The organism is Paludibacter jiangxiensis, from assembly GCF_001618385.1.
GTDB lineage: Bacteria > Bacteroidota > Bacteroidia > Bacteroidales > Paludibacteraceae > Microbacter > Microbacter jiangxiensis.
The window spans coordinates 196,589-221,031 of sequence record NZ_BDCR01000003.1 but is presented as its reverse complement, the minus strand read 5'-3'; the positions used below and the strand labels follow the sequence as shown (position 1 = coordinate 221,031).

At 41.7% G+C, this 24,443-nt stretch carries 24 protein-coding genes; 6 read left to right on the top strand and 18 right to left on the bottom strand.

Annotation, left to right across the window (positions count from 1 at the left end; all coding sequences use genetic code 11):
• Positions 1-12 precede the first annotated feature (12 nt).
• Entirely contained in the window at positions 13-714 is a 702-nt protein-coding gene (locus PJIAN_RS07445; RefSeq protein ID WP_068703640.1) for a uracil-DNA glycosylase family protein, read from the top strand.
• A 338-nt stretch (positions 715-1,052) separates the two neighbouring features.
• Here the strand turns inward: PJIAN_RS07445 and ybeY are convergent, their stop codons facing one another.
• From ybeY to PJIAN_RS07385, 11 genes are all read right to left on the bottom strand, one after another.
• Complete coding sequence (ybeY, locus tag PJIAN_RS07440; RefSeq protein ID WP_068703639.1) at positions 1,053-1,472, bottom strand: rRNA maturation RNase YbeY; 420 nt, start codon at positions 1,470-1,472, stop codon at positions 1,053-1,055.
• Positions 1,473-1,494: 22 nt separating this feature from the next.
• A complete protein-coding gene (locus tag PJIAN_RS07435; protein ID WP_068703637.1) occupies positions 1,495-2,013 on the bottom strand; it encodes a hypothetical protein in 519 nt (172 codons plus the stop codon).
• A gap of 70 nt (positions 2,014-2,083) precedes the next feature.
• Positions 2,084-2,839 (bottom strand): glucose 1-dehydrogenase, encoded by a 756-nt coding sequence (locus PJIAN_RS07430; RefSeq protein ID WP_201787351.1) that lies wholly within the window; start codon positions 2,837-2,839, stop codon positions 2,084-2,086.
• A 52-nt stretch (positions 2,840-2,891) separates the two neighbouring features.
• The gene (locus PJIAN_RS07425; protein WP_068703635.1) at positions 2,892-3,440 is read right to left on the bottom strand and encodes a methyltransferase family protein; all 549 of its coding nucleotides are present in this window, start codon (positions 3,438-3,440) and stop codon (positions 2,892-2,894) included.
• 33 nt (positions 3,441-3,473) lie between these two features.
• Positions 3,474-3,842 (bottom strand): methyltransferase family protein, encoded by a 369-nt coding sequence (locus PJIAN_RS07420; RefSeq protein ID WP_068703633.1) that lies wholly within the window; start codon positions 3,840-3,842, stop codon positions 3,474-3,476.
• Positions 3,843-3,976: 134 nt separating this feature from the next.
• Entirely contained in the window at positions 3,977-4,747 is a 771-nt protein-coding gene (locus PJIAN_RS07415) for a hypothetical protein (protein ID WP_068703631.1), read from the bottom strand.
• A gap of 93 nt (positions 4,748-4,840) precedes the next feature.
• Entirely contained in the window at positions 4,841-5,878 is a 1,038-nt protein-coding gene (locus tag PJIAN_RS07410; protein ID WP_068703628.1) for a potassium channel family protein, read from the bottom strand.
• Positions 5,879-5,915: 37 nt separating this feature from the next.
• Entirely contained in the window at positions 5,916-6,218 is a 303-nt protein-coding gene (locus PJIAN_RS07405; protein ID WP_068703626.1) for a hypothetical protein, read from the bottom strand.
• A gap of 8 nt (positions 6,219-6,226) precedes the next feature.
• Entirely contained in the window at positions 6,227-7,018 is a 792-nt protein-coding gene (locus PJIAN_RS07400) for a PhzF family phenazine biosynthesis protein (protein ID WP_068703624.1), read from the bottom strand.
• A gap of 11 nt (positions 7,019-7,029) precedes the next feature.
• Positions 7,030-7,842 (bottom strand): oxidoreductase, encoded by an 813-nt coding sequence (locus tag PJIAN_RS07395; protein ID WP_068703622.1) that lies wholly within the window; start codon positions 7,840-7,842, stop codon positions 7,030-7,032.
• A 223-nt stretch (positions 7,843-8,065) separates the two neighbouring features.
• Positions 8,066-8,452 (bottom strand): DUF4890 domain-containing protein, encoded by a 387-nt coding sequence (locus PJIAN_RS07385; RefSeq protein ID WP_068703618.1) that lies wholly within the window; start codon positions 8,450-8,452, stop codon positions 8,066-8,068.
• Between the two features lie 325 nt (positions 8,453-8,777).
• Here PJIAN_RS07385 and miaA point away from each other — a divergent pair, with 325 nt between their 5' ends.
• The gene (gene miaA, locus PJIAN_RS07380) at positions 8,778-9,701 is read left to right on the top strand and encodes a tRNA (adenosine(37)-N6)-dimethylallyltransferase MiaA (protein ID WP_068703616.1); all 924 of its coding nucleotides are present in this window, start codon (positions 8,778-8,780) and stop codon (positions 9,699-9,701) included.
• A 90-nt stretch (positions 9,702-9,791) separates the two neighbouring features.
• The gene (locus PJIAN_RS07375) at positions 9,792-10,472 is read left to right on the top strand and encodes a hypothetical protein (RefSeq protein WP_153802515.1); all 681 of its coding nucleotides are present in this window, start codon (positions 9,792-9,794) and stop codon (positions 10,470-10,472) included.
• 749 nt (positions 10,473-11,221) lie between these two features.
• Here PJIAN_RS07375 and PJIAN_RS07370 read toward each other — a convergent pair.
• The 3 genes from PJIAN_RS07370 to rsmG form a co-directional block, all read right to left on the bottom strand.
• Positions 11,222-12,250 (bottom strand): lipid A deacylase, encoded by a 1,029-nt coding sequence (locus PJIAN_RS07370; protein WP_068703612.1) that lies wholly within the window; start codon positions 12,248-12,250, stop codon positions 11,222-11,224.
• A gap of 62 nt (positions 12,251-12,312) precedes the next feature.
• A complete protein-coding gene (locus PJIAN_RS07365; RefSeq protein WP_068703610.1) occupies positions 12,313-13,059 on the bottom strand; it encodes an NADPH-dependent oxidoreductase in 747 nt (248 codons plus the stop codon).
• Between the two features lie 104 nt (positions 13,060-13,163).
• Entirely contained in the window at positions 13,164-13,790 is a 627-nt protein-coding gene (rsmG, locus tag PJIAN_RS07360; protein ID WP_068704638.1) for a 16S rRNA (guanine(527)-N(7))-methyltransferase RsmG, read from the bottom strand.
• Positions 13,791-14,235: 445 nt separating this feature from the next.
• On the opposite strand from rsmG, the gene hisB reads away from it, so the two are divergent.
• The 3 genes from hisB (at position 14,236) to PJIAN_RS07340 (ending at position 16,531) form a co-directional block, all read left to right on the top strand.
• Complete coding sequence (gene hisB / locus PJIAN_RS07350; RefSeq protein ID WP_068703606.1) at positions 14,236-15,363, top strand: bifunctional histidinol-phosphatase/imidazoleglycerol-phosphate dehydratase HisB; 1,128 nt, start codon at positions 14,236-14,238, stop codon at positions 15,361-15,363.
• 225 nt (positions 15,364-15,588) lie between these two features.
• On the top strand, positions 15,589-16,062 hold the full coding sequence (locus PJIAN_RS07345) for a hypothetical protein (RefSeq protein WP_068703604.1): 474 nt from the start codon (positions 15,589-15,591) through the stop codon (positions 16,060-16,062).
• Between the two features lie 19 nt (positions 16,063-16,081).
• Positions 16,082-16,531, top strand: a complete 450-nt coding sequence (locus PJIAN_RS07340) for a BT0820 family HAD-type phosphatase (protein ID WP_068703602.1) — start codon at positions 16,082-16,084, stop codon at positions 16,529-16,531.
• Positions 16,532-16,909: 378 nt separating this feature from the next.
• Here PJIAN_RS07340 and PJIAN_RS07335 read toward each other — a convergent pair whose 3' ends face one another.
• From PJIAN_RS07335 to PJIAN_RS07320, 4 genes are all read right to left on the bottom strand, one after another.
• A complete protein-coding gene (locus PJIAN_RS07335; RefSeq protein WP_068703600.1) occupies positions 16,910-19,174 on the bottom strand; it encodes a DUF262 domain-containing protein in 2,265 nt (754 codons plus the stop codon).
• Positions 19,175-19,181: 7 nt separating this feature from the next.
• Positions 19,182-21,086 (bottom strand): DUF262 domain-containing protein, encoded by a 1,905-nt coding sequence (locus PJIAN_RS07330; protein WP_068703598.1) that lies wholly within the window; start codon positions 21,084-21,086, stop codon positions 19,182-19,184.
• A 619-nt stretch (positions 21,087-21,705) separates the two neighbouring features.
• Complete coding sequence (locus PJIAN_RS07325; RefSeq protein ID WP_201787350.1) at positions 21,706-23,985, bottom strand: FAD-dependent oxidoreductase; 2,280 nt, start codon at positions 23,983-23,985, stop codon at positions 21,706-21,708.
• A gap of 4 nt (positions 23,986-23,989) precedes the next feature.
• Positions 23,990-24,310 (bottom strand): rhodanese-like domain-containing protein, encoded by a 321-nt coding sequence (locus tag PJIAN_RS07320; RefSeq protein WP_068703596.1) that lies wholly within the window; start codon positions 24,308-24,310, stop codon positions 23,990-23,992.
• Positions 24,311-24,443: the final 133 nt, after the last annotated feature.

Sequence of the window (24,443 nt, the reverse complement as noted above, 5' to 3'; positions counted from 1 at the left end):
TACATTAAATACATGAATGTACAACTAAATGACTTATACTCGTCTAAATGGGGAAAAATTAGCGAAATGCTGCAATCATTTAACGAAGAAGACCCAGAAGATTACGCAAATATGGCAACTCACCCTTTGTTAATCAAAACTAATGAAGAATATGAACATGCAGATTTAAAAGTAATGTTCTTCGGGCAAGAAACCAATGAATGGCATGGAGCTTTTGAAGAAGGAATTGATATTGATTCGGTTATTAGTGTTTATGATGAATTTTATCTGAAAAAAGGATACGAACGATATGGTAAACCATTTTGGAATTTCATTAGACGACTAAAATCAACACAATCCAATAAGAAAATTGGGTATATTTGGAACAATGTATTGAAAATAGGGAAGACTGAATCAGGGTCTCCTCAACAGGGTTTGATAAATTACACAATAGATTTTTTTAATGTTATTCCACAAGAAATAGAAATTTTAAAACCAAATATATTGTTGTTTTTATCTGGTCATACCTATGACGAACATATTAAGAAAAGTGTAGGAAACTTTACAATCGTTCCAATTGACGGATTTCTTACAAACAAACTTTGCCTTTTGAAGTTTGATGATATTAATGTTGATTTAGCTATACGCACTTATCACCCGGGCTATTTGCAACGGATGGGAGAGCATAGAATTGAAATTACTGACAAAATCAATAAACTAATTGAGAATGTCTAGTCCAAAATAGCCTCTGTTCTCTGATGGCGCAAGTATGGCAGATTAGCTTCGCTGATTTACAATTCTCGTTCAAGCTTAACGAAGTGTAGCTTGGACGCAAAATAGAATCAGTTTGTAACTGGTTGCGATTACAAGCCGCTCTTGTTTAGCTTCGCTGATCTTCGATTCTCCGTTCACCGTAGCGTGCAAAGCAGATTCGGGTTCGGCGTATGGCTCCGGCCTACGTCGCACCTGAAAGCAAGTCTCCTGACTTGCAAAAGAATAGCAGAGCGATGGCATAATAAGCTGTCGCTTTTCTAATTATTGAAAATGACTAGTCCTGAAATAGCGTTACATCCTCATTTTCTTTCCCAGAGCGAAAGTGCTTCATTCTCTTTACGGATCATTTCAGCCCGTTCTTCAGGTGAGTGGTCGTCTTGCCCGCAAAGGTGTAAAATGCCATGGATCATTACCCGATGCAGCTCGTTTTCGAAAGTGACATCAAATTCTTTTGCATTGTCGGCTACTGTGTCGAGGCTGATGAAAATATCACCGTTGATTTTGTCTCCTTCGTTGTCGTCAAAGGTGATGATATCTGTGTAATAATCGTGTTGCAGGTATTGGCGGTTTACCTCCAGAATCTTTTCGTCGTCGCAAAAAATATAGGAAATTTCGCCGGTTGTTTTGCCGTGAAGCTGCGCAACTTCTTTTATCCAGGCAGATATTAAACGCTTGCGAAGTTTGGGCTGAGGTATATTTTCGGAGTAATAATGGATCATAATGGATTGAATAAGAAGTGGTTTATTTTATTTTTATGCTTTTTCCTTCTAAGTAAGGCGTGAAGTGTTCGCCGTCTTTTGAGAACTCAAAGCTAACGTTTACTGTTTTGTCGTCCATCTGCGTATAAGTCAGGCGGAAAACCGGCATGTTTGGCATTTTTTCGCTGATGAAAACAATCTTTTTCTCACCAACAGTTACCGAGTAGTGGATCGTGTGACCTTCATTATCGAAGTAAATGGCTTTCAGTGGTTGTCCTTCAGCATCGTTGTAGATGGTCATGATATCGTCGTGTCTGAAAGCCGGTTTGTTGGCTGTAGCCGGAAATGCAGCATAAGATTTCCGGATCAAAATGTTGGCATTCAGCTCGGATTCAAAAGAAAAGCCGCCGGCGCCTTCCCCCGGTTGTCCGCTGCCTTCACCTTTCCATTCGCCCAAAAGCCATTGCCATTGCTGCCATTTCTGATTGTTTTGTGCTGATACTGACGTTATGGAGAGTAAAATCAGGAGTAAAAAGCCTGTTGCAAAATAGTTGGTTTTCATGCTTCAGTTTTGTTTCAAATAAGTTGATGCAAAAGTAAGAAATATTGCCCGGTTTGGACTGGTTGGCGTTTCAGGGTTCAGGCTCGTAAATCATCTTTTTGGTCATGCCGCCGTCAATGGTGAGATTAGTGCCGTTGATGAAATTATTGGCAGGGTTGGTCAGAAACAGGCAGGCGCGGGCAATATCTTCGGGTTTGCCAACCCGCTGCGAAAAATGTTGCGTGTGGTCGATGTCGCGCAATTGATCGTATTCACGGGTTTCAATCCAGCCCGGACTAATGCAATTTACCTGAATGTGATCGGGGGCGAACGAAGCCGCAAGTGCATGTGTCAGGGCAACGATTCCTCCTTTGGTGGCTGCGTAAGCCTCGCTGTTCGGCTCCGACATAAAAGCCCGTGTGGAGGCAATATTCACGATGCTACCGCCTCCGTTGAGTCTCATTGTTTTGGCCGCTTCACGAGCACAAAGAAATGAGCTTCGAAGGTTGGTGTTGATCACAGTGTCCCATTCTTCCACCGATAGGTCATAAGGTGACTTCCAGCACCCAATGCCAGTATTGTTGATGAGGATGTCAATTCGCCCGAACTGATCAATAGTACGTTTTATCAGTAGTTCAATGTCCGTAGGATTCGCTACATCCGTATGGATAAAAATGGCATTATTACCGTTGGCGTTTATTTGGTCAACGGTTCCCTTTCCGAGTTGCGCGTTAATATCAGCCGCGATCACCGTGGCGCCTTCCTGGGCAAAGGTTTCGGCAACGCATTTGCCGATGCCCTGTGCTGCTCCGGTAACGATTACTATTTTTCCTTCGAATTGCATCATTTCGTTGTTTTAAGTTGCTGTACAAAAATAAGCAATTGTGAGAGAAACCTAGCTAGAAAATGTACGGTATAAAACGTTTCGTGCGTTTCATATAATCGCGGTATTTTTCTCCGAAAAAAGAGAGGCATTCTTTCTCGTCGAAAACGGAAGTGAAAAAGAGAAATATGGATGCTGTCAATGAGGCTAAAAGTGCGTCTGTAAGAGGGTTTTTAAGGAAAATGCCCCACGTTAATAACAATAACGAGCAATACATAGGATGCCTGATGTATTTGTAAATGCCGGACTCTACCAGTTCAGTTGTTTCTTCAAATTTGTAGTAAGAGTCGTCTTGTCTGCTTTTTTGAGGTTTGCCTCTCTTTTTGAGCATGACAATTCCGCCTGCTACCGGATAAATGGCTCCGAATAGCAGTATCCATGAGATTATTTGCAGTATTCCGAATGGATTGTAAAACCAATATGGATAATTGATTGATAGAAGGAAAGCCATACTTTCCCAGGCAAAAAAGCGGTAAAATCCGTGACTTCGGATTTTGAACAAGCTTCGCCGTGATATGGCCAAAACAGGAAGGCTCAACAGAATGAAAACGACAAAATTCTCCATGGTATACAGATATTGTGGTTTGCGATGACAGTCTTACGTTAAATGCTTTTTGAATCGGGGAATCCAGCGGGGTACCTTTTGCTTGTATTGGCGGTATTCTTCGCCGAATTTTCTTTCCAGATTTGGCTCTTCGTACATCAGGAAATATATATCGTTGATCAGGAAAAATGCGATCGCCCAGATGAGGATGGAGTAGGAGAGTATGACTACAGCTTCCCCGATGAGGGTAACGACCACTCCTGTGATCATTGGATTGCGTAGAAGGGCATAAGGTCCGGTGGTGATGAGTTTTCGGGTGGGAAACCAGGGTGCCAGTGTGCCGTTTCCCCAGCGGATAAAAGCAATGATGGCTCCGCTCATCAGGCTTAGTCCGGTAAAGAGAATAATTCCGCCTGTCAGCATGCAAAACATGTTTCGTATAACCCAATGTTGCTCAATCAGGAGTGGTACAATGATTAGTACGGTGATTGGCAAAATGAAAGAGATTATGTGTTTGCAAACAGTTTTCATTGTCGTCCGGTCATGATTTGTTGAAATCAATTACAGAGCTGATTGTAAGTGTCTACAAGTCTTAGGAAATTCTTAAATTGCTTCAAGTCGGGATATTTAGCCACTTCAGCCTCAAATGCCGGACAGTCGCCAAATAAGGTGGGCCAAAGTTCTGGTAAATTATTTTTATCGACTTTGATAAGAGGAGCATCGTTTTTTTCAACGAAATAACTGGAATACCAGATGCTGGTAATATTCGTTTGTCTGGTTGTCTCAGTTTCAGAACTTATCTGAAGTCCTTGCTTTGGTGCAATTTCAAAATCAATTCCGGTAGTTTTGGTAGTTTCGGTTGTAGTCCCGACAGAGCGACAGATACTGCTCCGGTTGAAAAATACATTGATTTTGCCTTTTATGAAGGCACATACATAGATTGGAACACCTTTTTTTGCAGATGCACGGACTTCGTAGTAGCTAAAACCACCTCCATAAGGATAAACCCCAAAGCCCGTAATTTCATCGGGATTGTATGATGCTTTTTCTCCGTTATATCCAGTGAAACGGATTCTCCCATATTGATTTTCAATGTATTTGGTTATCCGTATTTTCCCGGGAATGGTATCTCCCGCTTTGGTGATGATGAATCCGTCAGAGGCTACGAACATATCCACTTCCATTGCTTTGGGTAGTTGTCCGGTAGCGGCGGTCGCTATAACGGTACCCAGAAAGAGCATCACCATCGATCGTTGGATAAAGAAACGAAGGTTCTTATTCCGTTTCAATAAGCTGTTGAATAAAACAGCATCCGACAAGGTTGTCATAGATAATGGATTAAATGTGTTGTTGTGCCATTTGAGCTGTATTTTACAGTCTTGCTTTGGACAATTCAACACAACAAATTTAATCCGATATTCTTATTTTGGTTCTTTACCGATCTTCTTTAACAGTGTTATTTCATCGTCTTTTCCAAATACCAGAAGCCGGTCGCCCAGGCTGATTATGTCATCTGCTTTTGGATTGACCTGTAGATCGCTATCGGCAGAATAACAGCCTATAACAACAAGATTGGTGCGTTGAGGAATATTGGCTTCGCGGTACGTTTTGCCGATAAGGTCGCTACCGTTACGGATTTCTACCAAACGAAATTTATAGTCGCGCAACTCTTCTTTACCGTCGGTCAGTTCCACAAAACTGAAAAAGTCGGTGGTGGAGGTAGCTAAAGAGACAATGCGGTCGGAAGCCAGGTCAATCTGAGAAATGATGAAGTCGGTGCCTGCTTTTCTGAATTTTGCGGCCGAACTGGCATCCTCCACACGGGTGATTACCTTGATGTCTTTGTTAAGATCTTTTGCACTGAGCGTTACAAACAGGTTTTCTGCATCGGAGGTTAATACTGCAATCAAAATTTTGGCGCGCTCAATCCCTGCCTGAATAAGAATCTCGTCATTGGTGGCGTCGCCAATAATGTGCACCAGGTTTTTATCGTAAAAATCTTTGAGTTTTTCGTTTCGCTCGGGGTTGCTCTCAATCAGGACTACCTTTTTGCCGGTACGCAACAAATCTTCCGTCACACGTTTGCCGGTTTTGCCGTAACCACAAACGATGTAGTGGCTTTTCATGTTTTCAAGTGCAGTATTCATTCGTTTGATTTTTAATAGTTTTGCTAATTCTCCCTCCAGAAGGAACGAAGATAGTTTGCCAATGGCGTAAAAACCGGCAGTGAACCCCGATATTATCAACAGGATGGTAAAAATCCGTCCCTCTGCCGATAGTGGTTGTGGCTCTCCGTATCCGATGGTGGCGAAAGTGATTACCATCATGTATAGTGCATTCAACGGCGTATATCCTTCAATGAAGATATAGCCCAGAATGCCGACAATCAGGATTAAAATGAGTGCGGATATCGGAACCAGAAATTGCCTCCAGATTTGTGATCGTATGTTTCGGTTCATGTTAAATCGGTTATCTGATACATGGAACTTGTATTTTTCAGTCTTCGGTCGAATGGTCTTTAAATAATCGTTGAAATCCGGTATATGGGAGAAGCTCTTTTACATCGAAACGGATCAATTTTCCCCTCACCAAAGGAAATGTACTCAGAATTTGCAGACACTCTTCTTTTGATTGGGTTTCCAGAATTAAAATAGCGTCATGCTCTTCCGTAAAGTAAATTTCCCTTATTGTCCCTTCGGAATACAAGGTATAGACGAGACGTGCTTCTGCTTCAAGAACCGATTGCTTGTTTGTCCAGTCAGCTCGGGCTATCTCTTGTTCGGTGGCTAAAAATTTCATGTCGGCTCTTATTCGATAAAGATTTTTCCTTGGAGATACAATCGGGCTGTTCCTCCTATTTTACAACGCTCGCCAGCATATTCACAGTGCAATTTGCCTCCTCTTGTGGAGAGTTGCATGGCTGTCATTCTGTCTTTGTTGAGTTTTTCTCTCCAAATCGGAATCAGTGACGTATGAGCAGACCCGGTTACCGGATCTTCGTCGATGCCTGATTGAGGGGCAAAGAAGCGTGAAACGAAATCGACCTGATTTCCTGGCGCCGTCATGATAACTCCGCGACACGGCAGCTGCGCTATTTCAGACAGAACGGGACGCATGGCGCGGATTTGTTCCTCAGATTCAAACAGAGCAATGATGTCAGTCTTTCCTTTCCATGTCTTTTGCGGGAGTATTCCGGTTGCTGCTTCTATTTGTTTTGTGTAATCACATTCGGTAATTGTGTCGGTCGGAAAGTCGAGGTACAGCATCTCTTCTTCTTTTGTGACTCTAAGTTCGCCGCTACGGGGAGATTGAAATACCACCTCGTTGCCGGGGTGATGGAGCAATTCCATCAGTACAAAAGCAGAGGCCAGCGTGGCATGTCCACACAGATCGACTTCAATAGCCGGGGTAAACCACCGGATGGTATAAGTGTCGGCAGATAAAACCAGGAAAGCCGTTTCGGCGAGATTATTTTCAGCCGCAATTGATTGTAGAATTGTATCTTCCGGCCATTCGGGTAAAAAGCAAACGGCGGCAGGGTTGCCACGAAATATTTCTTCGGCAAAGGCGTCAACCTGATAAATGGGAAAACTGGGCATCGTCTGTCTGTTTATTTTAGCATTTGCAGAAAGAGAGAGTCGAGCATTTTGTCGCAAAGTAATTTTCTCATCAAAAGCGTGGGTTTTGCCATATAACCGGCACTATATCTTGCTTTGGGTCGTTCGGCTTCTATGGCTTTTAAAATGAGTTTGGCAATTACATCAGGATCTGAATGTTTGTCCATCGTTTTTCTGAATGCAGTAGCAAATTTTGTTACGGCTACTTTGTAAACCGACTTTTCAGAGCTTTTTTCAAGGTTATCGAAAGCGATGGGTCCCCATTCGGTTTTAATTCCGCCCGGTTCAATCAATATGACATCGATGCCAAAGGGTTTAACCTCGTTTCGGAGACTGTCGCTAAGTCCTTCCAGAGCAAATTTACTGGCATGATACCATCCGCCGAAAGGTGTGGCGACTTTTCCCGCGATAGACGAAATGTTGATGATTTTTCCGTATCGCCGGTCACGCATTCCCGGCAAAACCAATTGTGCAAGGCGTGCGGCACCCAATACGTTGACCTCCATCTGGTAGCGGGCATCCTCTAAAGAAACGTCTTCAACGGCGCCGTAAAAGCCAAAGCCGGCATTGTTAATCAGAATATCAAGCCGGCCTTCGTTGTCCAGAATGTGTTTGATGGCCGCCGTCATCGATTTGTCATCTACCACGTCCATGCCGATGGTTTTCACGCCGTATGGCTTCAGGGCATCCATTCGTTCTACCCTTCGGGCTGCACCGTACACTGTATAGCCGTTTTCGGCCAGCAAATGAGCCGTCTCCATACCAATGCCCGACGATGCTCCGCTGATTAATACTACTGGTTGCATAACGAAAAATTGAGGAAAGAAGTGTGAATCGTTACAATGTTTCTGTCTACAAAGCTAAAAATTATTTTTTGCAAATATTATATCAGAAATCCTGTTTTGGTGTTATTGTTTTCCTGTTTTTACGGCAAAGTGTGTATTGTGCGGAAGATAATCTTATTTTCGGAAAATAAAAAAGGCCGTTTCGGAACCAACGAAACGACCTTTCACCTTAAATAACACCTACTTAATTGGAAGGATTTCCACCTCCCGAACCATTGAACCTGGTTTGCATTTGTTGCTTTCTGCCATCCTGATATATTTTGTACTGTTCAGGGGTCAATATTTTTTGCAATTCAGCATCTTGTTTTGCCATAATGGTTTGCATGCTGGTGCGCATATCTTCACCACTTTCTCTTGCTGCTGCCATGTCTTTTGACATTTGGAGATAGACGGCATGTACTTTTGCTACTTGTTCGTCAGTTAATTTTAGAGAGGTTTTTAACCTGTCTGTCATTCGAGTTGCTCTCTCTTCGGGAGAGGCATTACCACCGCGTTGGCCCTGAGCTAACGCAACTACCATGCTTAATACCGTGAAAAGCATAGTCAGCATAACGATTTTTCTTGTTTTCATCAGTAAATAGTTTTTTGTTAATGTCAGATGAAACTCGCATGTTGTTGATAATTGCCCTTTAGAGAGTTATTTGTGGCCAACAGCCTGTTTGCTTCATCGCGTTTGGTAAATAATGTTGAATTAAAAGTTTATCGACAGAACAACTCTCTCTAAGACTGCCGATAAACTTTTGGAGTAACTCGTCTACAGTTAATCAGACGAAAGGTGTTTGGTTTCGTTTAATGCTGATTTTAAGATTAACTTATTTTAGTATTTGGAGTATTTTTATGAGGGGTAGAAAAAAACGATTAATTTTGTTTCGAATATTCAGCCAAACAGTCAGCTTATGCAAAATACCGATAAAAAATCTCCCGTTTTATTTGTCTTATTGGGTCCTACCGGAGTGGGTAAAACCGCTTTGAGTCTGAGGATTGCGGAACGGTTGCAGAGTCCGGTAATCTCTTGCGACTCACGACAGTTTTACCGCGAGATGAAGATTGGAACTGCGGCTCCTACTCAGGAACAACTGCAACAGGCTGAACATTATTTTGTAGGCACTCACTCTATTCATGAGCAATACAATGCGGGAAAGTTTGAGCTGGATGTCATTAAACTGCTTGATAATCTTTTTGTGGAACATCCGTATGCTCTGATGGTAGGTGGCTCTATGCTTTATATTGACGCGGTGTGTAACGGAATAGATGATTTGCCCACTATATTTCCCGAAGTAAGGGCTGAAATCCGGAAATTGTACGATGCAGAAGGTCTGGAAGGTATTCGGATGCGTCTCAAATTGCTTGATCCTGACTATTACAATCAGGTGGATTTGATGAACGCACAGCGTATGCTACATGCGTTGGAGGTGTGTGTTACCTGCAATAAACCCTATTCTTCGATGCGGACGAACACAGCCAAGCAGCGATCGTTCGAAATTGTCAAGATTGGACTAAACCGGCCTCGTGAAGAGTTGTATGCGCGCATCAATGCGCGTGTAGATGAAATGATGGCCGAGGGGCTTGAGGCAGAGGCGCGTTCTCTGTATCCATGGAAAGATCTGAATGCCTTACAAACTGTAGGTTACAAGGAGTTGTTCAATTATTTTGACGGGGTCTGGACAAAGGAGTTTGCGGTAGATATGATACGTCAGGATTCGCGGCGGTATGCCAAAAAGCAGTTGTCCTGGTTTAATCGCGATAAGTCGATACGCTGGTTTAATCCGGATGACGAAGAGGCCGTAATGGAGTATGTCGCGGGATTTATGGAAAGATAACATCACGGATATAATAAACCTTTTGCAGAAATCGTTTCTTGAAAGAAGTCAATTGTGTTTTACCCCAAAAAGGTTCAAAATTAGATCGTCATGAAGAGAATATTAATAGTGACCCTTGTGCTTGTAATGGCTGGTGTTAGCGCACGTGCCCAGTTTGCCAGGCAACTTTCATTCCCTAACTGGTATGTGTGTCTTTATGGTGGTCTTAATGCTTTTTTGTCAGAAAATAACATGCCGGGAGCAAAAGGGACTAATTTTACCATGGGCAATAACCTAAATGTTATTTCGACGGTAGGAGTGGGGTATGACATAAATAAACTTTTGTCGGCACGGGGGCAGCTCGGGGGAATAAAATACAAATGGTCGCCCGACGGGGTGGAGCATTATCATGCCTGGGCGGCAACGCTAACGGCTGATATGATGTTAAACGTTACCCGTTTGATTGCTGATTACGATCCGAATCGAAATTTTGAGTTTCAGGTGTTTGTGGGATCGGGTGCTGCTTATCGTCCCAAAATTAAGTACGTTGATTATACATCCGATATGGTTATTTCTCCGATAGCAAGAGCCGGTGTGCAGGTAAGTTTCTTTGTGTCGCGCCGGTTTGCAATCAGTCTCGATTTGGCTACCAATTTTGTTTCCGACAGGATGGATGATGTAGTCACCCGTCATTTCAGCGATAATTATACCTCGTTAATGTTGGGCTTTACTTATCATATTATTGGTTGTCAATGTCAAAAAAAGCCTCACAACATGACGTATCCGTATTGATTTTGCCAGACTCGTTTTTAACTTACGCTGACCGTTGGTTGGCTCACCGGAAAAGGCCACTCCAATCTGCATGAGTAAGATGCATAAAACCGAACCGGATTATTTTTATAACCTATAGGATAGCCAGACCCGAAGGGATAAACAAAGAAAACCAAACCGACGGAAAGCTGTTTGAGTGAGTAGGCCAGCTACTGACGTTTGGTAATGAGAAACAATTTCATGGCCGAGCGAACGAGTTCTTTCCGTCTATGTTTTTGCTTACTTTTTGCGCCAAAAAGTAAGGCCTGCCGCAGGCAAATAACAAATGAATTTATGCAAAATAAATTATGGCCATAAATAGCTGTTTAATAAATAAATATAAATATTTCAACCACTTAGTACAAGCAGAACCACTATGCTTGCGAAAGTTAAACACCTGATATAAAACGAAACAGGAGTCGGTTGTCCGGCTCCTGTTTTTTTGTCTTATATTCTGTCTTTTGTCATTTTATTTTAAGGTATTCGGGCTTTTCACAAAGCATTAAAAAATGGGCAGTCTCACGACTACCCAATCCTTGTTAACCTTAAAATCTAATACTATGAAAAAATCACACTGCAAAGTTAAGAGCAGTTGAATCATAGTGCAAATTTTAATGGTTAATATGTGTCAATATAATGTTAAAATATTGATTTAGCTATCAAAATGACTTTCAATGTGCATTATGCTATCAAAATATCATATTTAAATCAAAAATGATTTCATTTTGATTTCATTTTGACATTTTATTGTGATATGTCTTACAAAATGCTCCTAATTCCAGGATTAAGCTTAATTGTTGAGAGTTTAATAGTGCTCCATTCACCATATGGAAACAAATAGCGGCTCTTGAGCTTACATATTTGTTTTCGACGGGAATATATGCGAAATCAACTCTCCCGTAGTTGCCCGACTGATACAAACCGTCGCCATTGGCTACTTTCAGCTTTCCGCCACGATAGTATGACGCATCCACTCCGATTTTGTTTGCATAAATGTGAGCCTGCACAAAGCCTCCGGCCCAGAAATGTAGCTTGGGGTCGGGCCGATCCCTGTCGTAGCAACCCAAAGCTCCTGCTTTGAACGACAATTCCCGGAGGTTTGTATAGCGCGTAAAATCGGCTCCTAAAAGCAAGGCAAAAGCTCCGTTGTCGCGGATGTGGTCGTCTTCAAGGTGGCCTGCGTAAAGAGCTTTGTGATACATATAAAAATAGTGGTCGAAGAATAGCGTCTGCGATAGTTTGATTCGCCCTGAAAAGCCGGCCAAAAACGACTCTCTGACATTAGAACGCTGACGGCCTGTCCAGTCGCACCAAAAATTCTCGTAGCCCCATGAGCCTTTTGTTTCAACGTAAGCTCCCTGGATGTTCGGGCGGTAGTTGTCGAGCGTGTCGGAAAGCAACGCCAGCGGATAATCCAGCAAACCTCTGCGGGGAAACGATCCCAGCAATCCGGTCAAACCATCTTTTTGATAGTGGTAAAACAGGTTGATAGTGGGCGTGTTGCCATCTATTTTGTCTCCATATTCGTAGAGATAATTGATGCCGGCCATAAATCCCTGAGTGGAATCGATTTTTGCACCCAGCATTCCATTCAGTCGTGCACCGAGCATGGTTTGCGAAATGGCATATTTATCGCTGTTGCCGGAGTATTCCCTGTTGTCCAGAAAATGGCTGGCCTCAACAAAGTAGTTGAGCTTTTGAGCTTCAAGACTGCTGAATGTAAAGATAATCAGGGATGAAAGGATGATCTTTTTAAGCATTGGTAATTCGTTGGTTTATTTTATTTTACGTGCTCTGGAGAATGCCGGGAAACTAAGATTTATTATTCCGGTAAATATCCTTGTTTCTTCAGAACATCCAAAAAGAATCCTGAGAAAGTTTCATTGGCATTTTTGGTGTAACGCACATCGGTAAATACCTGAGCAAGTGTTTCTTTGTTGTTTTCAGCAATGAATTGTTTGTTTTCAGGCAAACTCTCCTTGTAGGCATAGATTTGGTCGATATCTTCGGCGGAATAATCCTGATAGGTTTCGAAGTGTACAACGCCTTCCAGAGGGAGACGATCAACCGGATTCGGAGTTTCGGCCGGATAACCGACGGTCAGAGTCACGATGGGAACAACGAATTTCGGGAGTTTCAGCACGTCGATGATTTTGTGTGCGTTATAAGTGGTTGTTCCGAAATAGCAGGTTCCTAAACCTTCGCTTTCGGCAGCCACGCAAAAATGTTCGGCTACAATCGTAGCATCGATCATAGCGGAGGTGAATGATAAGAAATTATCGTATCCTGGCACCGCGTGGCGCTGTTCGCACCATTTGTTGAAACGGTTGAAGTCGGCGCAGAACGTAACTACCACCGGAGCCTGTTTTATAGACGGTTGATTGAAATGGCAAGGTGACAATGCTTCTTTTACGGATTGATCCTGCGTAACTATAATGCTGTAGGTTTGCATGTTGCCGGTATTGGCAGCGCGACAGGCAGTCTCAAGAAGTTCGTTCAGTAATTCGGCCGGGATAGCCTGCTCTGTATATTTGCGTACGGAAACGCGGTCTTTTAATGAAGAAAGCATATATTTATATTTACGATTTTAGAATTTACGATGTACGATTGAATTTGGCTTTTCACCTCGCCATCTCACTATCTCACTATCTCTCATGCTCACCACCTCGCTTTCTAATTGTGCAATGGCAGGTATACACCTTTTTTTGTTTCGAAAAACTCTTCCGTGAAATAATCGCTCAGGTCGTATACGGTAACATCTTGTTTAAATGGAAGAATCTCATGTTCCAGTTCGCCGCCTTTCAGACAGATAAGCCCGTTTGGGAGTGCGTTTCCCTGTTTTGGTGAAATGTTTTTACGGACGATTTTTACCAGATCGCCAAGCGGCATCACGGCACGACTTACCACAAAATCGAATTTTGTTTTTTCTTCCTGTCCGCGACAATGGCGAAAGGTGATGTTCTTCAGTCCGATGGCAGTTGAAACTTCGGTGGCAACCTTGATTTTCTTGCCGATAGAATCGATCAGATGGAATTGAACTTCGGGGAAAAGAATGGCCAGTGGAACACCCGGAAATCCGCCTCCGGTGCCAATATCCATAACGGTTGTGCCCGGCCGGAACGAGATGATTTTTGCGATCGCCAGCGAATGAAGCACGTGGCGTTCGTACAAATTGTCGATGTCTTTGCGCGAAATAACATTGATTTTACTGTTCCATTCGGCGTAAAGAGCTTGTAATTGAGCGAATTGTTGTTGTTGGGTTTCGGTGAGATGAGGGAAATAGCGGAGTAGCAGTTCGATCATAGCTGTAATGAATTTAACCGCAAATGTACGACAAATTTTGTACCTTTGCACAAACCAATATGGCCTAATAAGGCTTACGCATGTAAGAAAAGGGTTGTAATAAATCTTACCATCCTATGGTAGATTGGGGTGACCTCGTCCGAAGAGCCAAAAAACAAGCGAGAGAGCGGACAGAGTTGCCCTTGTTTGAAGTTTCCGACCTAAGGAGGAAACAAGTTTGGGCGACTCCCGCTCACGAACGCCGGTTTTTTGAGCGAAGCGGGCGTAGTCTTGAACTTTTTGCATCCTTTTTGTTTCAAGACAAAAAGGATGTCGGGGTAACAGGGGCGGAAGCCCCTTCTCAAAATATTAAATGTGTTTCCTTATACATTTTGATTATAAAACCTAATTTTAAATATCGCAACCGGTTGATTGGTTGTCGGTTGTAAATTGCTGCTATAAAATGAGACCAGTACTCTTCATTGACCGGGACGGTACCCTGATTATCGAACCCCCCGTTACGTTTCAGATAGATTCTCTCGAATTGCTTGAGTTTTATCCCAAAGTATTCCGTAACCTCTACAAGATTGCCACCAAAAGCGATTTTCGTTTGGTAATGGTAACCAATCAGGACGGTTTGGGTACGGAAGATTATCCCGAGGAGGCTTTTGATGCTGTTCAGGGTAAAATGTTGAAGGCGTTTGAAAACGAAGGGATTCTTTTTGAAGATATTCATATTGATACATCGTTTCCCGAAGATAACTCACCCAACCGTAAACCACGTACAGGCCTACTGACCGGTTATATGGACGGCAGTGCCGATATTGAAAATTCGTATGTTATCGGCGACCGCCTGACGGATGTGCAGTTGGCAAAGAATATCGGTTGTAAGGCTATTTTCATGCGCAATTACGACGAAGTGGCTGTTCTGTTGAAGGATAAGCAACTGGAAGAATATTGTGCACTGATTTCATCCGATTGGGACAAGGTTGCCGACTTCCTACTGGGAACTCCACGAATTGCGGAAGTGGTTCGCAAAACCAGCGAAACCGATATTTACGTGAAACTGGATCTCGATGGTTCGGGCAAATGCGATATAGCAACCGGACTGGGCTTCTTCGATCACATGTTATCTCAGATTGGCAAACATTCGGGTTGCGACCTTACTGTTAAAGTGAAAGGTGACCTCGAAGTGGACGAACACCACACGATAGAAGATACGGCTCTTGCTTTGGGCGAGGCTTTTGCAAAGGCGCTGGGCGACAAACGGGGCATCGAACGCTACGGCTTTTGCCTGCCAATGGACGATTGTCTGTGTCAGGTGGCGCTAGACTTCGGCGGACGTCCCTGGCTGGTTTGGGATGCCGAATTCAAACGTGAGAAAGTGGGTGAAATGCCTACCGAAATGTTCCTGCACTTCTTCAAATCGTTCAGTGATGCTGCCAAGATGAATCTCAATATTAAGGCTGAAGGTGAAAACGAGCATCATAAGATTGAAGGCATCTTCAAAGCATTGGCTCGTGCCATCCGTATGGCTATTCGCCGCGATATTTTCAGCAGCGATCTGCCAAGTACCAAAGGCGCGCTGTAAACAGTTAATGAGTAATGAGTAACGAGTAATGAGGTGAGTGAATGCTAAATGTCACACATCTTCTTTGTGTTCTTTGCGAAATTCTTAGCGTTCTTTGCGGTTAAACTCAGGTTTTTTACCACGAAGTACACAAAGGCTATCACTAAGTTCACAAAGATGGTTCCTTTTTTTTAAGGCTGATACTTGACAAGCAATTAAACACTAAACGTTCAACATTGAACTAAAATGACAGAAAGAGTACTTCGATTTTCGCAACGCGGATATTACCTGAGTTTTTTACTGGCAGTGGTAGCCGTGATTGGCGGGTACTTTGCCGCCCGCTTTGTACATTTTGATAAAAGCTCAGAATCAGGTATCGCATTGCAATCGCTGGCGTTTATCCTTTTGTTGGGTACGTTGCCGGGCATTTTATGGTGGTTTCACCGATTGGTGGAACGCTTAAAAGCAAAGCCGGATGCAGAGAAAGAGCGGACTTATAAGCAGATGATTGCATTACGCCTGTTTGTGGTCGATTTCAATATTGTTCTTAACATTCTGTTGTTTTTCTTATTCTCCGATAAATCGTTCTTCATGTGTACGGCAATTGCTGCCATTATTCTGTTGTTTTGCCGTCCCAACAAAAGCAACATCGAATCGGATCTTGGACTGCTGGTTGAGACAGAAGAAGGTGAGGACGAGGATGAAACGAATGATCAATAATCGATAGATATCTTACAATATGGTTATAGCGGTTGACTTTGACGGAACAATTGTAGAGCACGAATATCCGAGAATCGGACGTGAAATACCCTTTGCCTTTGATGTGCTTAAACGCTTGCAGAAAGAGGAGTTTCACCAGTTGATTTTATGGACAGTAAGAGAAGGTGAATTGCTCGAAGAAGCTCTGGAGTTTTGTCGCCAACGGGGACTTGAATTCTACGCAGTAAACAGCGACCATCCGGGAACTCCATATTCCGATGAATTGATTTCCAGAAAGCTGAAAGCGGACATTTTTATCGACGATAGAAATATAGGTGGCTTGCCCGACTGGGGCGTGATTTACCGTATGGTTAAGTATAAGCAATCCTGGCCGGAAGCGATGAATAGCGCTGAAACGGAATATATCCGCAAGAAGAAACCCAACCTGCTGATTCGGCTGGGAGAGATGCTGGAAGCTTCTAAAAGATAATTTCAAGCAAAAAAACTAAGAGGTCGTTATGAAAGTAACGGCCTCTTGTCTTTTTTTGTCCCGTCGAAATTGTCTAAGCTATGATTATAGCAGATTTGAAGATTAAGCAGATTACGGAAGCAGAATCAGGAGGGCTTGAATTTTGAATTGATAAGCCGTTTTATTTCCAGACTTTTGCCTTATTTTCTGTAGGCTGATCTTCATTTCCGATTGTTGGGCGTAGTCTGCGACTACGTCTTCGTTAGAACAAAAGCTCCTGCTTTTGAGGTTGCAAGGCAAGAGCTTTGCTTGTAAGTTCGACGTAGGCTGGAGCCATACGCCGAACCTCAATCTGCTTTACACACTACGCCGAACGAGGGTTGAATCATTCCTTTAATTTTATCCAAAAACATCTTTTATAAAATCAATTGCTAATACTATTCTATCTCTATTGTCAATTTCTCTTAGAATATTGCTATCATCTAATTGATACTTTTTACGAATACTTTCTGAAAGTAGTTTTTTGTCGTCATTTATTTGCCAACCTTGCTGATTACAAGTCAAAGTTATACCATTCTTAAGAATTAGAGGAGAGTGTCCTGAGTATTGCAAATAACAGTCATTTGCATTACAAATAGTTTTATTATTTATTATCTCGCATACTGTCAAAACATATGGACTTATATGATAAGCTACAAGCGGATTTGTCCCCTCCGTGCCTAATATTCTTGATTCAAATAATGTATTACAAACGTAATAATTAAGTTTAGATGTAAATTCTGGGTACTTTATGAAATAGTATTTCCATGTGCGGTCATCAGGATTCTTTTGTAGCCAATTGTTTATAATTTTTTGAAGTCTTGATTCAGGTGTGCCTGTATATTGAGAGTATGTATTTACAAACTCAATAACACTATCCGAAACATCTTCTTTTTCACTTGTTAAAACGGTTGTCCAGTTGCCATTTTTACCAAAATAGCGCATTCCACCCATTCTGCAATCTTTTGTAAAAATACCTTTAAAATCAGATGCAATTAATGCTCTTGTTTTTAATGAGCTAGGGATGTTGTTATCAAATATCTCTTTAAAGTATTGGATGTAATCAGGATAATTTTGATGCAATTCTTTGGGTTTTAATAAATGTATTAATCCTCCAAAATATTCAAATTCTTCAAGGCTAATAAGGGCAGTGCTAATATTGGAATCGCCATTATTAAGTATTGAAGCCTTTTCAATTTCATTATATAAGCTTGCATCACTAATTTGAGTGCCTTTGTTATTTATAGATTTACCAGTCAAGGATTGGTCAATGTTACCTGAAAGAAATTGCTCCAAAAGTATCCAATAGCTTCCAAAATTATTGATACGAATATTTGTATTGTATTTCGTCTCATTCCTTTGTCTAGTGGCTTGCAATAAGTTTCTGATTACCCTTACAACCTTCTGCAATTCGTTTTCAAATTCTGTAGTATCAAACTTTATATAATAACTAAGTACCGTAAAAAGTATTATTTTATTTCTAGGGTCTTCATTTTTGACATTGGTAATTGTCCGTTCAAACAAGTTTGTATTATCTACAGAGTTCCAGAAAAGTTGAGTTCGGCAATGTAACTCTTGAAAAAATGAATCGATTTTTTGTTTTTCAACGGTCGAATTATTCAGCGACAGATTATAAAGCTTATCCAAGGAGTTAAACAAGAACAATAAGTTTTTCTCATCTTGAAAGATGTCCTCATATTGCGAGAAACTATTATTAAAACTATCGGCTTTAGCATCTTTATATTTCTTGAAGTAACACATCTGTGCAACAAATTCAAAATATGAAAAGAATTTGCTATCAATAATGGTTTCTTCGTCTCTAAAAGCCCAAAACAGGTCAGTCCATTCCTTCTCAATTTTATAAGAGAAATATCCAGAGTATGAAATTTCTCCTTTAATAGGATGTTTAAGTTTTGCGTTTTTAAAGTATTTATCAATTAGCTGTATAAAATTGGCTTTGAAATTTTCAAAAGAGGTAAGCTGTTTACCTCTGGCATTCATTTTAATATACAACTCATCTGTAAGTTCAAATTCTTTTGTACCTAAGTCTAATACCTCAAAAGTAATGTTATTTTTTTCAGTAAGTTGCTGAAAAACGGTTGTTCCGTTAAGGATGCTGAACTTATCATGAATGGCCTGTATCATTATAAGCATTGCGTTGATGGTTGGGTCGCTGTACCATGAAGAACGGAACCAGTACCGCTTCTTTATGTAATTTACAAACTGGTTGTCACCCGATTCGGTTGGTATCTTGATTTCTTCTTCAACAATTGATTTGCAGAACTCTCGGGAACTGATGCGGGTGTCGTAAACAAAGCGTATCAGTTTCGATTTTTTGTCGGTATCAATATTCTCTTTAATAGCAAAATACCAGTGGATAAGAAAGAGAGTGGTTAAACGTTGCTGTCCATCAATTGGATAAAAAACATTGTTTTTAACACGACCATAAACAAAATCCAAATGCAGTTTTTCCTGCTTTGATATGTGCTTTAAAATTGATTCAAGAAACCTTTCCCTTTTTTCTGATTCTTCCTTTCTGCCTTGAGCATAATCTCTTTGAATTATTGGGATACTTATTTTGTTTTCTTCAAGAAGTTGCCAAAATGATATGTTACTGGTTGCCATTTGCGAATTAGTTCAATAGGTGAATATATGAATTGTAAACCTTCTCAATGCTCTCGTAATAAGCATGCCTGTCATCACTGTTCCAAAAAATCATTTCTTTCGGATTTTCGGAATAATATTTAGAGAAGGCTCGTTGAGTGCAAATAGGTATATATTTGCCAAGTTTATTGGTTTTTAGCAATTCTCTCTTCACATCAAAAAAGGAATTGTTTAACATGCTGTTTGTGTCTTTATCTACCAAAGCAAGGTTGTATAAGGTATGCAGCTCATTCTCCTTAAAATCAATTAGCTTACTATATAACTCAATCGTTTCAGAATAGATGCTTTTAAAACTTTCTTTATCGTAATTGCTTAACAGGTCTTCAATTTTCCCAATTTGTTCCTTAATTTCCTGCTTTTGAGGATGCCCATTGAGCGTAAAATAGACTAGCGATGTTTTGTGCGATGTAAGCCATGTAATAGCTCTCTCTTCGGAAGTATCAATACTTTCAGGGTTTTGTGGGTGGATATGCTCAATGCTCGTAATCTTTTCGATTTTAAATAAATGAAAAGGAAATCTAGCATTTTCTTTTTTATGCTTAATTAAAGTCTCGATATTGAAAAATGTCAGTATTTTTCTAATTTCAGAATCTTCTTCGCCGTAAGATATTTCATGAAGTTCTTTAACGATACCCGATTCACTCCATTTGCTCGTAATCTTTATTGCTTTTGCAATACGTTTTTTTAAATGCAACTCAAAATCATCCTTGTTTAGTTTTAAGTCGAATAGTTCTTTGATTAATTTCTCTTTATCCTGCTCAAATGCAAGTAAGAATCCCAAATAGTGGAACAGTGTATGATTATCATACCAATCGTAAAATCTACTAAATACATCTTTAATCTCTTTCCAGACCTCATTTATTGGGTCAAGAATATCTTTGTCGGGTTTGGCACTGAGATTATATTGCTCCCTCTTTTTTGCAAGATATTTATCGAAAACCAGAAATTCGAAATGTTTAGGTTTACCATCTTTAGCTTCATATTTCACTAACCTTTCATCATTATTAACATCTGGTTTGTTCCACTTATCCGATAAGAGTTTAAATATCAAATCTATTTTTGAGGACGGGTTATAATCAGTGTTGTTTAGAAATAACCACATTTTCTCATCTTGTAAAGTTGCTTCTATGGCATCCCATTCCGAAGCAATTTCAAAAAGCCTTTGTTTTACATACCTTTCTTCGATTGAAGGATAAAGGTCTGCCTGTAATAATAGTGCTTTTATCAATTCTGCATCTGTCAGCGGAATTTTTCCTTCGTTCAGGCGAGTAAATAAATCAATGGAGCTATCGTTATCTGCGTTTTCTTGCCCTTCTAATGCCTCATACCAAATGATTGAGACATTGTAGTCAGTATTTAATAAGGTTTCTACAATGCCTACTTTATTCTTCTCTTTTTCAAACCATTTTGTTATATAATGATAGGCTTTCGAAATATGATAGAAGTCTACATTTGATTCATCAATCGCACTTTTATAGCTTTTGTTTTCAAAAAATGTTTTGCAGTTTTCTCTGGTTTCAAAGTCAATGGAATATATATCCACACCTCTTTCAAGAAGTTCTCTTACATCTTCAAGATAGTTGAGAATTAATAAAATGGAGGTTAGTCGTTGCTGACCATCAATTAATTCCCATCCATTCAATGTATCTCCATTTGAATCTATCCATGTTTTGCTTTTTACCACAACTGGTTGAAGGCAATAAAATTTACTGACTTTGTTCTTTCTATCTTTTGTTGCCTTATAGTATTGCAATATGTCATCTAACAATTCAGTAATCTCTTGTTTACCCCAACGATATCCCCTTTGATAGCGGGGAACATAGAAGTTCTCTTTTAACAAATCGCTTATTGAACGTATTCTTGGATTTTCCATAATTAACGAAATTTTTTATTTGTTGTAAGTGTTGGCTAAAATTGCACTCTTTTGCAAATTTCGGTTTGTGTGTTAGCCTGTGCGATTTGCAAATGTGTGCAATGTGCGTTGGCTTCCCAAACTGTCCCGAAGGGCAGAAGCGCGATGGCAAAAACTAATTTTTTCTTGCACCGACCTTCATTCAATGCTCTTTTTATGTTCGTATATTTTTCAATTATCTATCAGATTATCAATGTGGCGCTGTCTTTTTAGCCTTACGCCTAACATCTGTGTATGTACACCTGTGGTGAACATATTTCGGCTATAGCTGTTCATTTATCTTACCAATCTGTCCTCAGTTTTTTCCTACTCAAAGCCTTTGGTCGTTATATGTGTATATATACATCCTCTAATCATTCAAGTTTGCCCATTGTTTCACTCATCTGTCATGTTTACGCCATTAAGAATAATCCCTTTTGCGCCACAAATATAGCAAATAAATAAAATGAAATTTAGTAAAATAATTCTTTTTGCAAAAACAAAAAGCCTCAGCAGATGATTACATGTCATCTGTTGAGGCTGTGTAGTTGGTTACCGGAGTGTTTCAATTCATCCGGTGAGCGAACGTTGTCGCTCGGTTTTATCGCTGCATCATCATCTGCATAATTCCGCCACCGTTTTTTACGTTGGTGAAGCCCATCTGCATTAATATGCGTTGTGCGTAGGCCGAACGGGCTCCCGAAGCGCAATAGAGCGTGATGTCTCTCGCTTTGTCGCCCAGTTCGTCCACTCTGGCAGGCAGTTCGTCCAGCTGAATATTGACGGCTCCCGGATAGGCACCACCGGCAAATTCCTGCGGTGTGCGTACATCCACTATCAATGGCAGGTTTTGCGGGTTGGAAGAGGGCTTTTGCTGCACCGGACGGCGCGCCATCATGGTTGACAGTCCGCCACCGTTGGTGACGTTGGTGTAACCGAGTTGCATCAGTATTTGTTGCGCGTAAGCCGAACGGCCTCCCGAAGCACAATAGACAATTATTTCGCGGTCGGATTTGTCGCCAAACTCACCACTGCGGGTCATCACTTCGTCCAACGGAATGTTGACTGCGCCCGGATAAGCACCGGTGCGGAATTCTTCCACCGTCCGCACATCCACAATCAGGGTGGAGTCGGTCTCGGTTGGCTTCGCTGCGGTTGTTTCAACACTCTTTTCTTCCTGCTTTTCTACCGTTTTCTTTTCTATGGGCAACAGGTCGATAGCGATGTTTTTGAATCCTACCGCGCGGGCATGCCGTTGCAGTGAGGTGTGTCCTCCCGAAATGTTGACGACGTTGCTGAATCCGGCACCTTTCAGCGTACGGAGAGCCTGATGTCCCTTTTTGCCTGTTTCATCGTACACAATGATAAGCTGATCGGACGAAACAGACGGTAATTGTTGCAACAACAGTTCGAGGGGAATATGCTTAGCACCTTCAACGTGGCTTTTCTCAAAAGCAAAAATGTCGCGTACATCAATGAAGAGTGGCTTTTTGCCTTCCACAAAAGCATCCAGATCGGAAGCGGTGACGGAAGGACTAAAGCCCGACAGTTTGTTTTCGGCCGTGAAAGCCGCCATGTTCATGGCATCGTTGGCAGTGCCGATGGGCGGAGAATAGGCAAAGTCAATGTCCGACAGGTCGCTAACCGTCAGTTTGGCGGCAGCAGCGGTGGCAATCACGTCCAACCGTTTGTCGGCTCCTTTGTATCCGGCCGTTTGTCCTCCCAAAACGATGCCTGTTTTCTTATCGAATACCAGCATTACGCTGACGGTTTCGGCGCCGGGCATATAACTGGTATGGTGTTCTTTGTGAACAACCACGGCGTCGGCGTCAAATCCCTGCGCGCGTGCCTGTTTGAGTGATAAACCGGTAGTTCCGGCAACCGCCTCAAAAACACGCACGACGGAAGTCCCCAGTGCACCTTTGTACGGATGTTTTCCTCCCAAAGCATTTTCGGCTGCAATGCGTCCCTGACGATTGGCCGGCCCTGCAAGAGGAATGCGTACTTTCTTTCCGTTTACACGGTGTTCTATTTCGACCATGTCGCCGGCTGCAAATATATCGGGATCGTTTGTTTGCAGGTATTCGTTAACCAACAAACCGCCGGCTTCACCGATAGAAAGGTCGGCTTCTTTTGCCAGTTGAAGAGTGGGTGATACGCCGATAGAGAGAAGAACAATGTCCGCGTCCAAGATCTTGCCATTTGAAAGTTTTACCGAATCGGGAGTAATTTCAGAAACGGCAGTGCCGGTATGAATTCCTACTCCGTGCGACAACATCTCGTTTTCGATAAATCCCGCGGTTTCTGCCTCCATGATGGACATAACGTGTGGCATCATCTCTACCACATTCACGTTCAGTCCTTGCTTGGTAAGCGCTTCCACCATTTCGAGGCCGATAAATCCTCCTCCGACAACCACCGCATTTTTCGGTTTTTGTTCCTGCAAATGGCGGTAAATGCTGTCCATGTTGTTGAGTGTCCAAAGTGTGAACACATGGCTGAGGTCAGCACCGAGAAGCGTTGGTTTGATGGGACGTCCGCCCTGAGCAAGTATCAGTTTGGTGTAAGGAACCTCACACGATTCTCCTGTTGCGAAGCTTTTTGTGGTGATAGTATGCTCCTTGCAGTTGATGGCAGTGACGGCTGTGTTGATGCGAACATCCACGCCGTATTGTTCGTTGAAGCTTTCCGGGCTTTGAAGAATAAGTTTGGAGCGGCTTTTAATGTCTCCGCCGATATAATAGGGAAGTCCGCAATTGGCAAAGGAGATGTCCGGTCCGGACTCGATCATTGTGATGTTTGCGTCCGACGAAATCCGTCGAACTTTGGCAGCTGCGGTAGCTCCGGCCGCCACTCCGCCGATAATGACAATTTGTTCCATGTGATTATGATTTTATTTTTCTGTTCAGACTGTACCAGCTGCCGCCATTGTGGACACTGGTGTATCCACGGGAGAGTAGTATGCCTTTTGCCGAAGCACTCCGCATTCCGGAAGCGCAACAGGTGATGATAGTCCGGTTTTTATCTTTGAATTTATTGAGGTTTCCGGATAACTGGTCGACAGGAATGTTGATGGATCCCTGAATATGACCGGATGCAAACTCTCCTTTTGAACGAACGTCAAGGATGATGGCGCCCTGATTGACAAGCTCTTTGAAATCGGCTTTCGGTGAAATTCCGAACAGTTTCTTTAGTGTTTCTAACATAATTGAACGAATTTGTTTTTTGTTGACGGTGCAAAGATATATACAAATTGAATAAATTACAATAGTATCACCAATTAAATTATTATAATATCACTAATAGCGAGTGGAGATAGTGGAATTGTATTTGTGTAAA

Bases quoted from the DNA above. Each gene is read 5' to 3' on its own strand.
- PJIAN_RS07420 (WP_068703633.1), bottom strand. From the start codon at position 3,842: ATGCTGACAGGCGGAATTATTCTCTTTACCGGACTAAGCCTGATGAGC.
- PJIAN_RS07395 (WP_068703622.1), bottom strand. From the start codon at position 7,842: ATGCAACCAGTAGTATTAATCAGCGGAGCATCGTCGGGCATTGGTATG.
- PJIAN_RS07340 (WP_068703602.1), top strand. From the start codon at position 16,082: ATGGTTATAGCGGTTGACTTTGACGGAACAATTGTAGAGCACGAATAT.
- miaA (WP_068703616.1), top strand. From the start codon at position 8,778: ATGCAAAATACCGATAAAAAATCTCCCGTTTTATTTGTCTTATTGGGT.
- PJIAN_RS07425 (WP_068703635.1), bottom strand. From the start codon at position 3,440: ATGGAGAATTTTGTCGTTTTCATTCTGTTGAGCCTTCCTGTTTTGGCC.
- PJIAN_RS07385 (WP_068703618.1), bottom strand. From the start codon at position 8,452: ATGAAAACAAGAAAAATCGTTATGCTGACTATGCTTTTCACGGTATTA.
- PJIAN_RS07330 (WP_068703598.1), bottom strand. From the start codon at position 21,086: ATGGAAAATCCAAGAATACGTTCAATAAGCGATTTGTTAAAAGAGAAC.
- PJIAN_RS07335 (WP_068703600.1), bottom strand. From the start codon at position 19,174: ATGGCAACCAGTAACATATCATTTTGGCAACTTCTTGAAGAAAACAAA.
- PJIAN_RS07325 (WP_201787350.1), bottom strand. From the start codon at position 23,985: ATGGAACAAATTGTCATTATCGGCGGAGTGGCGGCCGGAGCTACCGCA.
- PJIAN_RS07435 (WP_068703637.1), bottom strand. From the start codon at position 2,013: ATGAAAACCAACTATTTTGCAACAGGCTTTTTACTCCTGATTTTACTC.
- PJIAN_RS07370 (WP_068703612.1), bottom strand. From the start codon at position 12,250: ATGCTTAAAAAGATCATCCTTTCATCCCTGATTATCTTTACATTCAGC.
- PJIAN_RS07320 (WP_068703596.1), bottom strand. From the start codon at position 24,310: ATGTTAGAAACACTAAAGAAACTGTTCGGAATTTCACCGAAAGCCGAT.
- PJIAN_RS07375 (WP_153802515.1), top strand. From the start codon at position 9,792: ATGAAGAGAATATTAATAGTGACCCTTGTGCTTGTAATGGCTGGTGTT.
- PJIAN_RS07365 (WP_068703610.1), bottom strand. From the start codon at position 13,059: ATGCTTTCTTCATTAAAAGACCGCGTTTCCGTACGCAAATATACAGAG.
- PJIAN_RS07415 (WP_068703631.1), bottom strand. From the start codon at position 4,747: ATGACAACCTTGTCGGATGCTGTTTTATTCAACAGCTTATTGAAACGG.
- PJIAN_RS07400 (WP_068703624.1), bottom strand. From the start codon at position 7,018: ATGCCCAGTTTTCCCATTTATCAGGTTGACGCCTTTGCCGAAGAAATA.
- PJIAN_RS07445 (WP_068703640.1), top strand. From the start codon at position 13: ATGAATGTACAACTAAATGACTTATACTCGTCTAAATGGGGAAAAATT.
- PJIAN_RS07410 (WP_068703628.1), bottom strand. From the start codon at position 5,878: ATGAACCGAAACATACGATCACAAATCTGGAGGCAATTTCTGGTTCCG.
- PJIAN_RS07430 (WP_201787351.1), bottom strand. From the start codon at position 2,839: ATGATGCAATTCGAAGGAAAAATAGTAATCGTTACCGGAGCAGCACAG.
- hisB (WP_068703606.1), top strand. From the start codon at position 14,236: ATGAGACCAGTACTCTTCATTGACCGGGACGGTACCCTGATTATCGAA.
- PJIAN_RS07345 (WP_068703604.1), top strand. From the start codon at position 15,589: ATGACAGAAAGAGTACTTCGATTTTCGCAACGCGGATATTACCTGAGT.
- ybeY (WP_068703639.1), bottom strand. From the start codon at position 1,472: ATGATCCATTATTACTCCGAAAATATACCTCAGCCCAAACTTCGCAAG.
- PJIAN_RS07405 (WP_068703626.1), bottom strand. From the start codon at position 6,218: ATGAAATTTTTAGCCACCGAACAAGAGATAGCCCGAGCTGACTGGACA.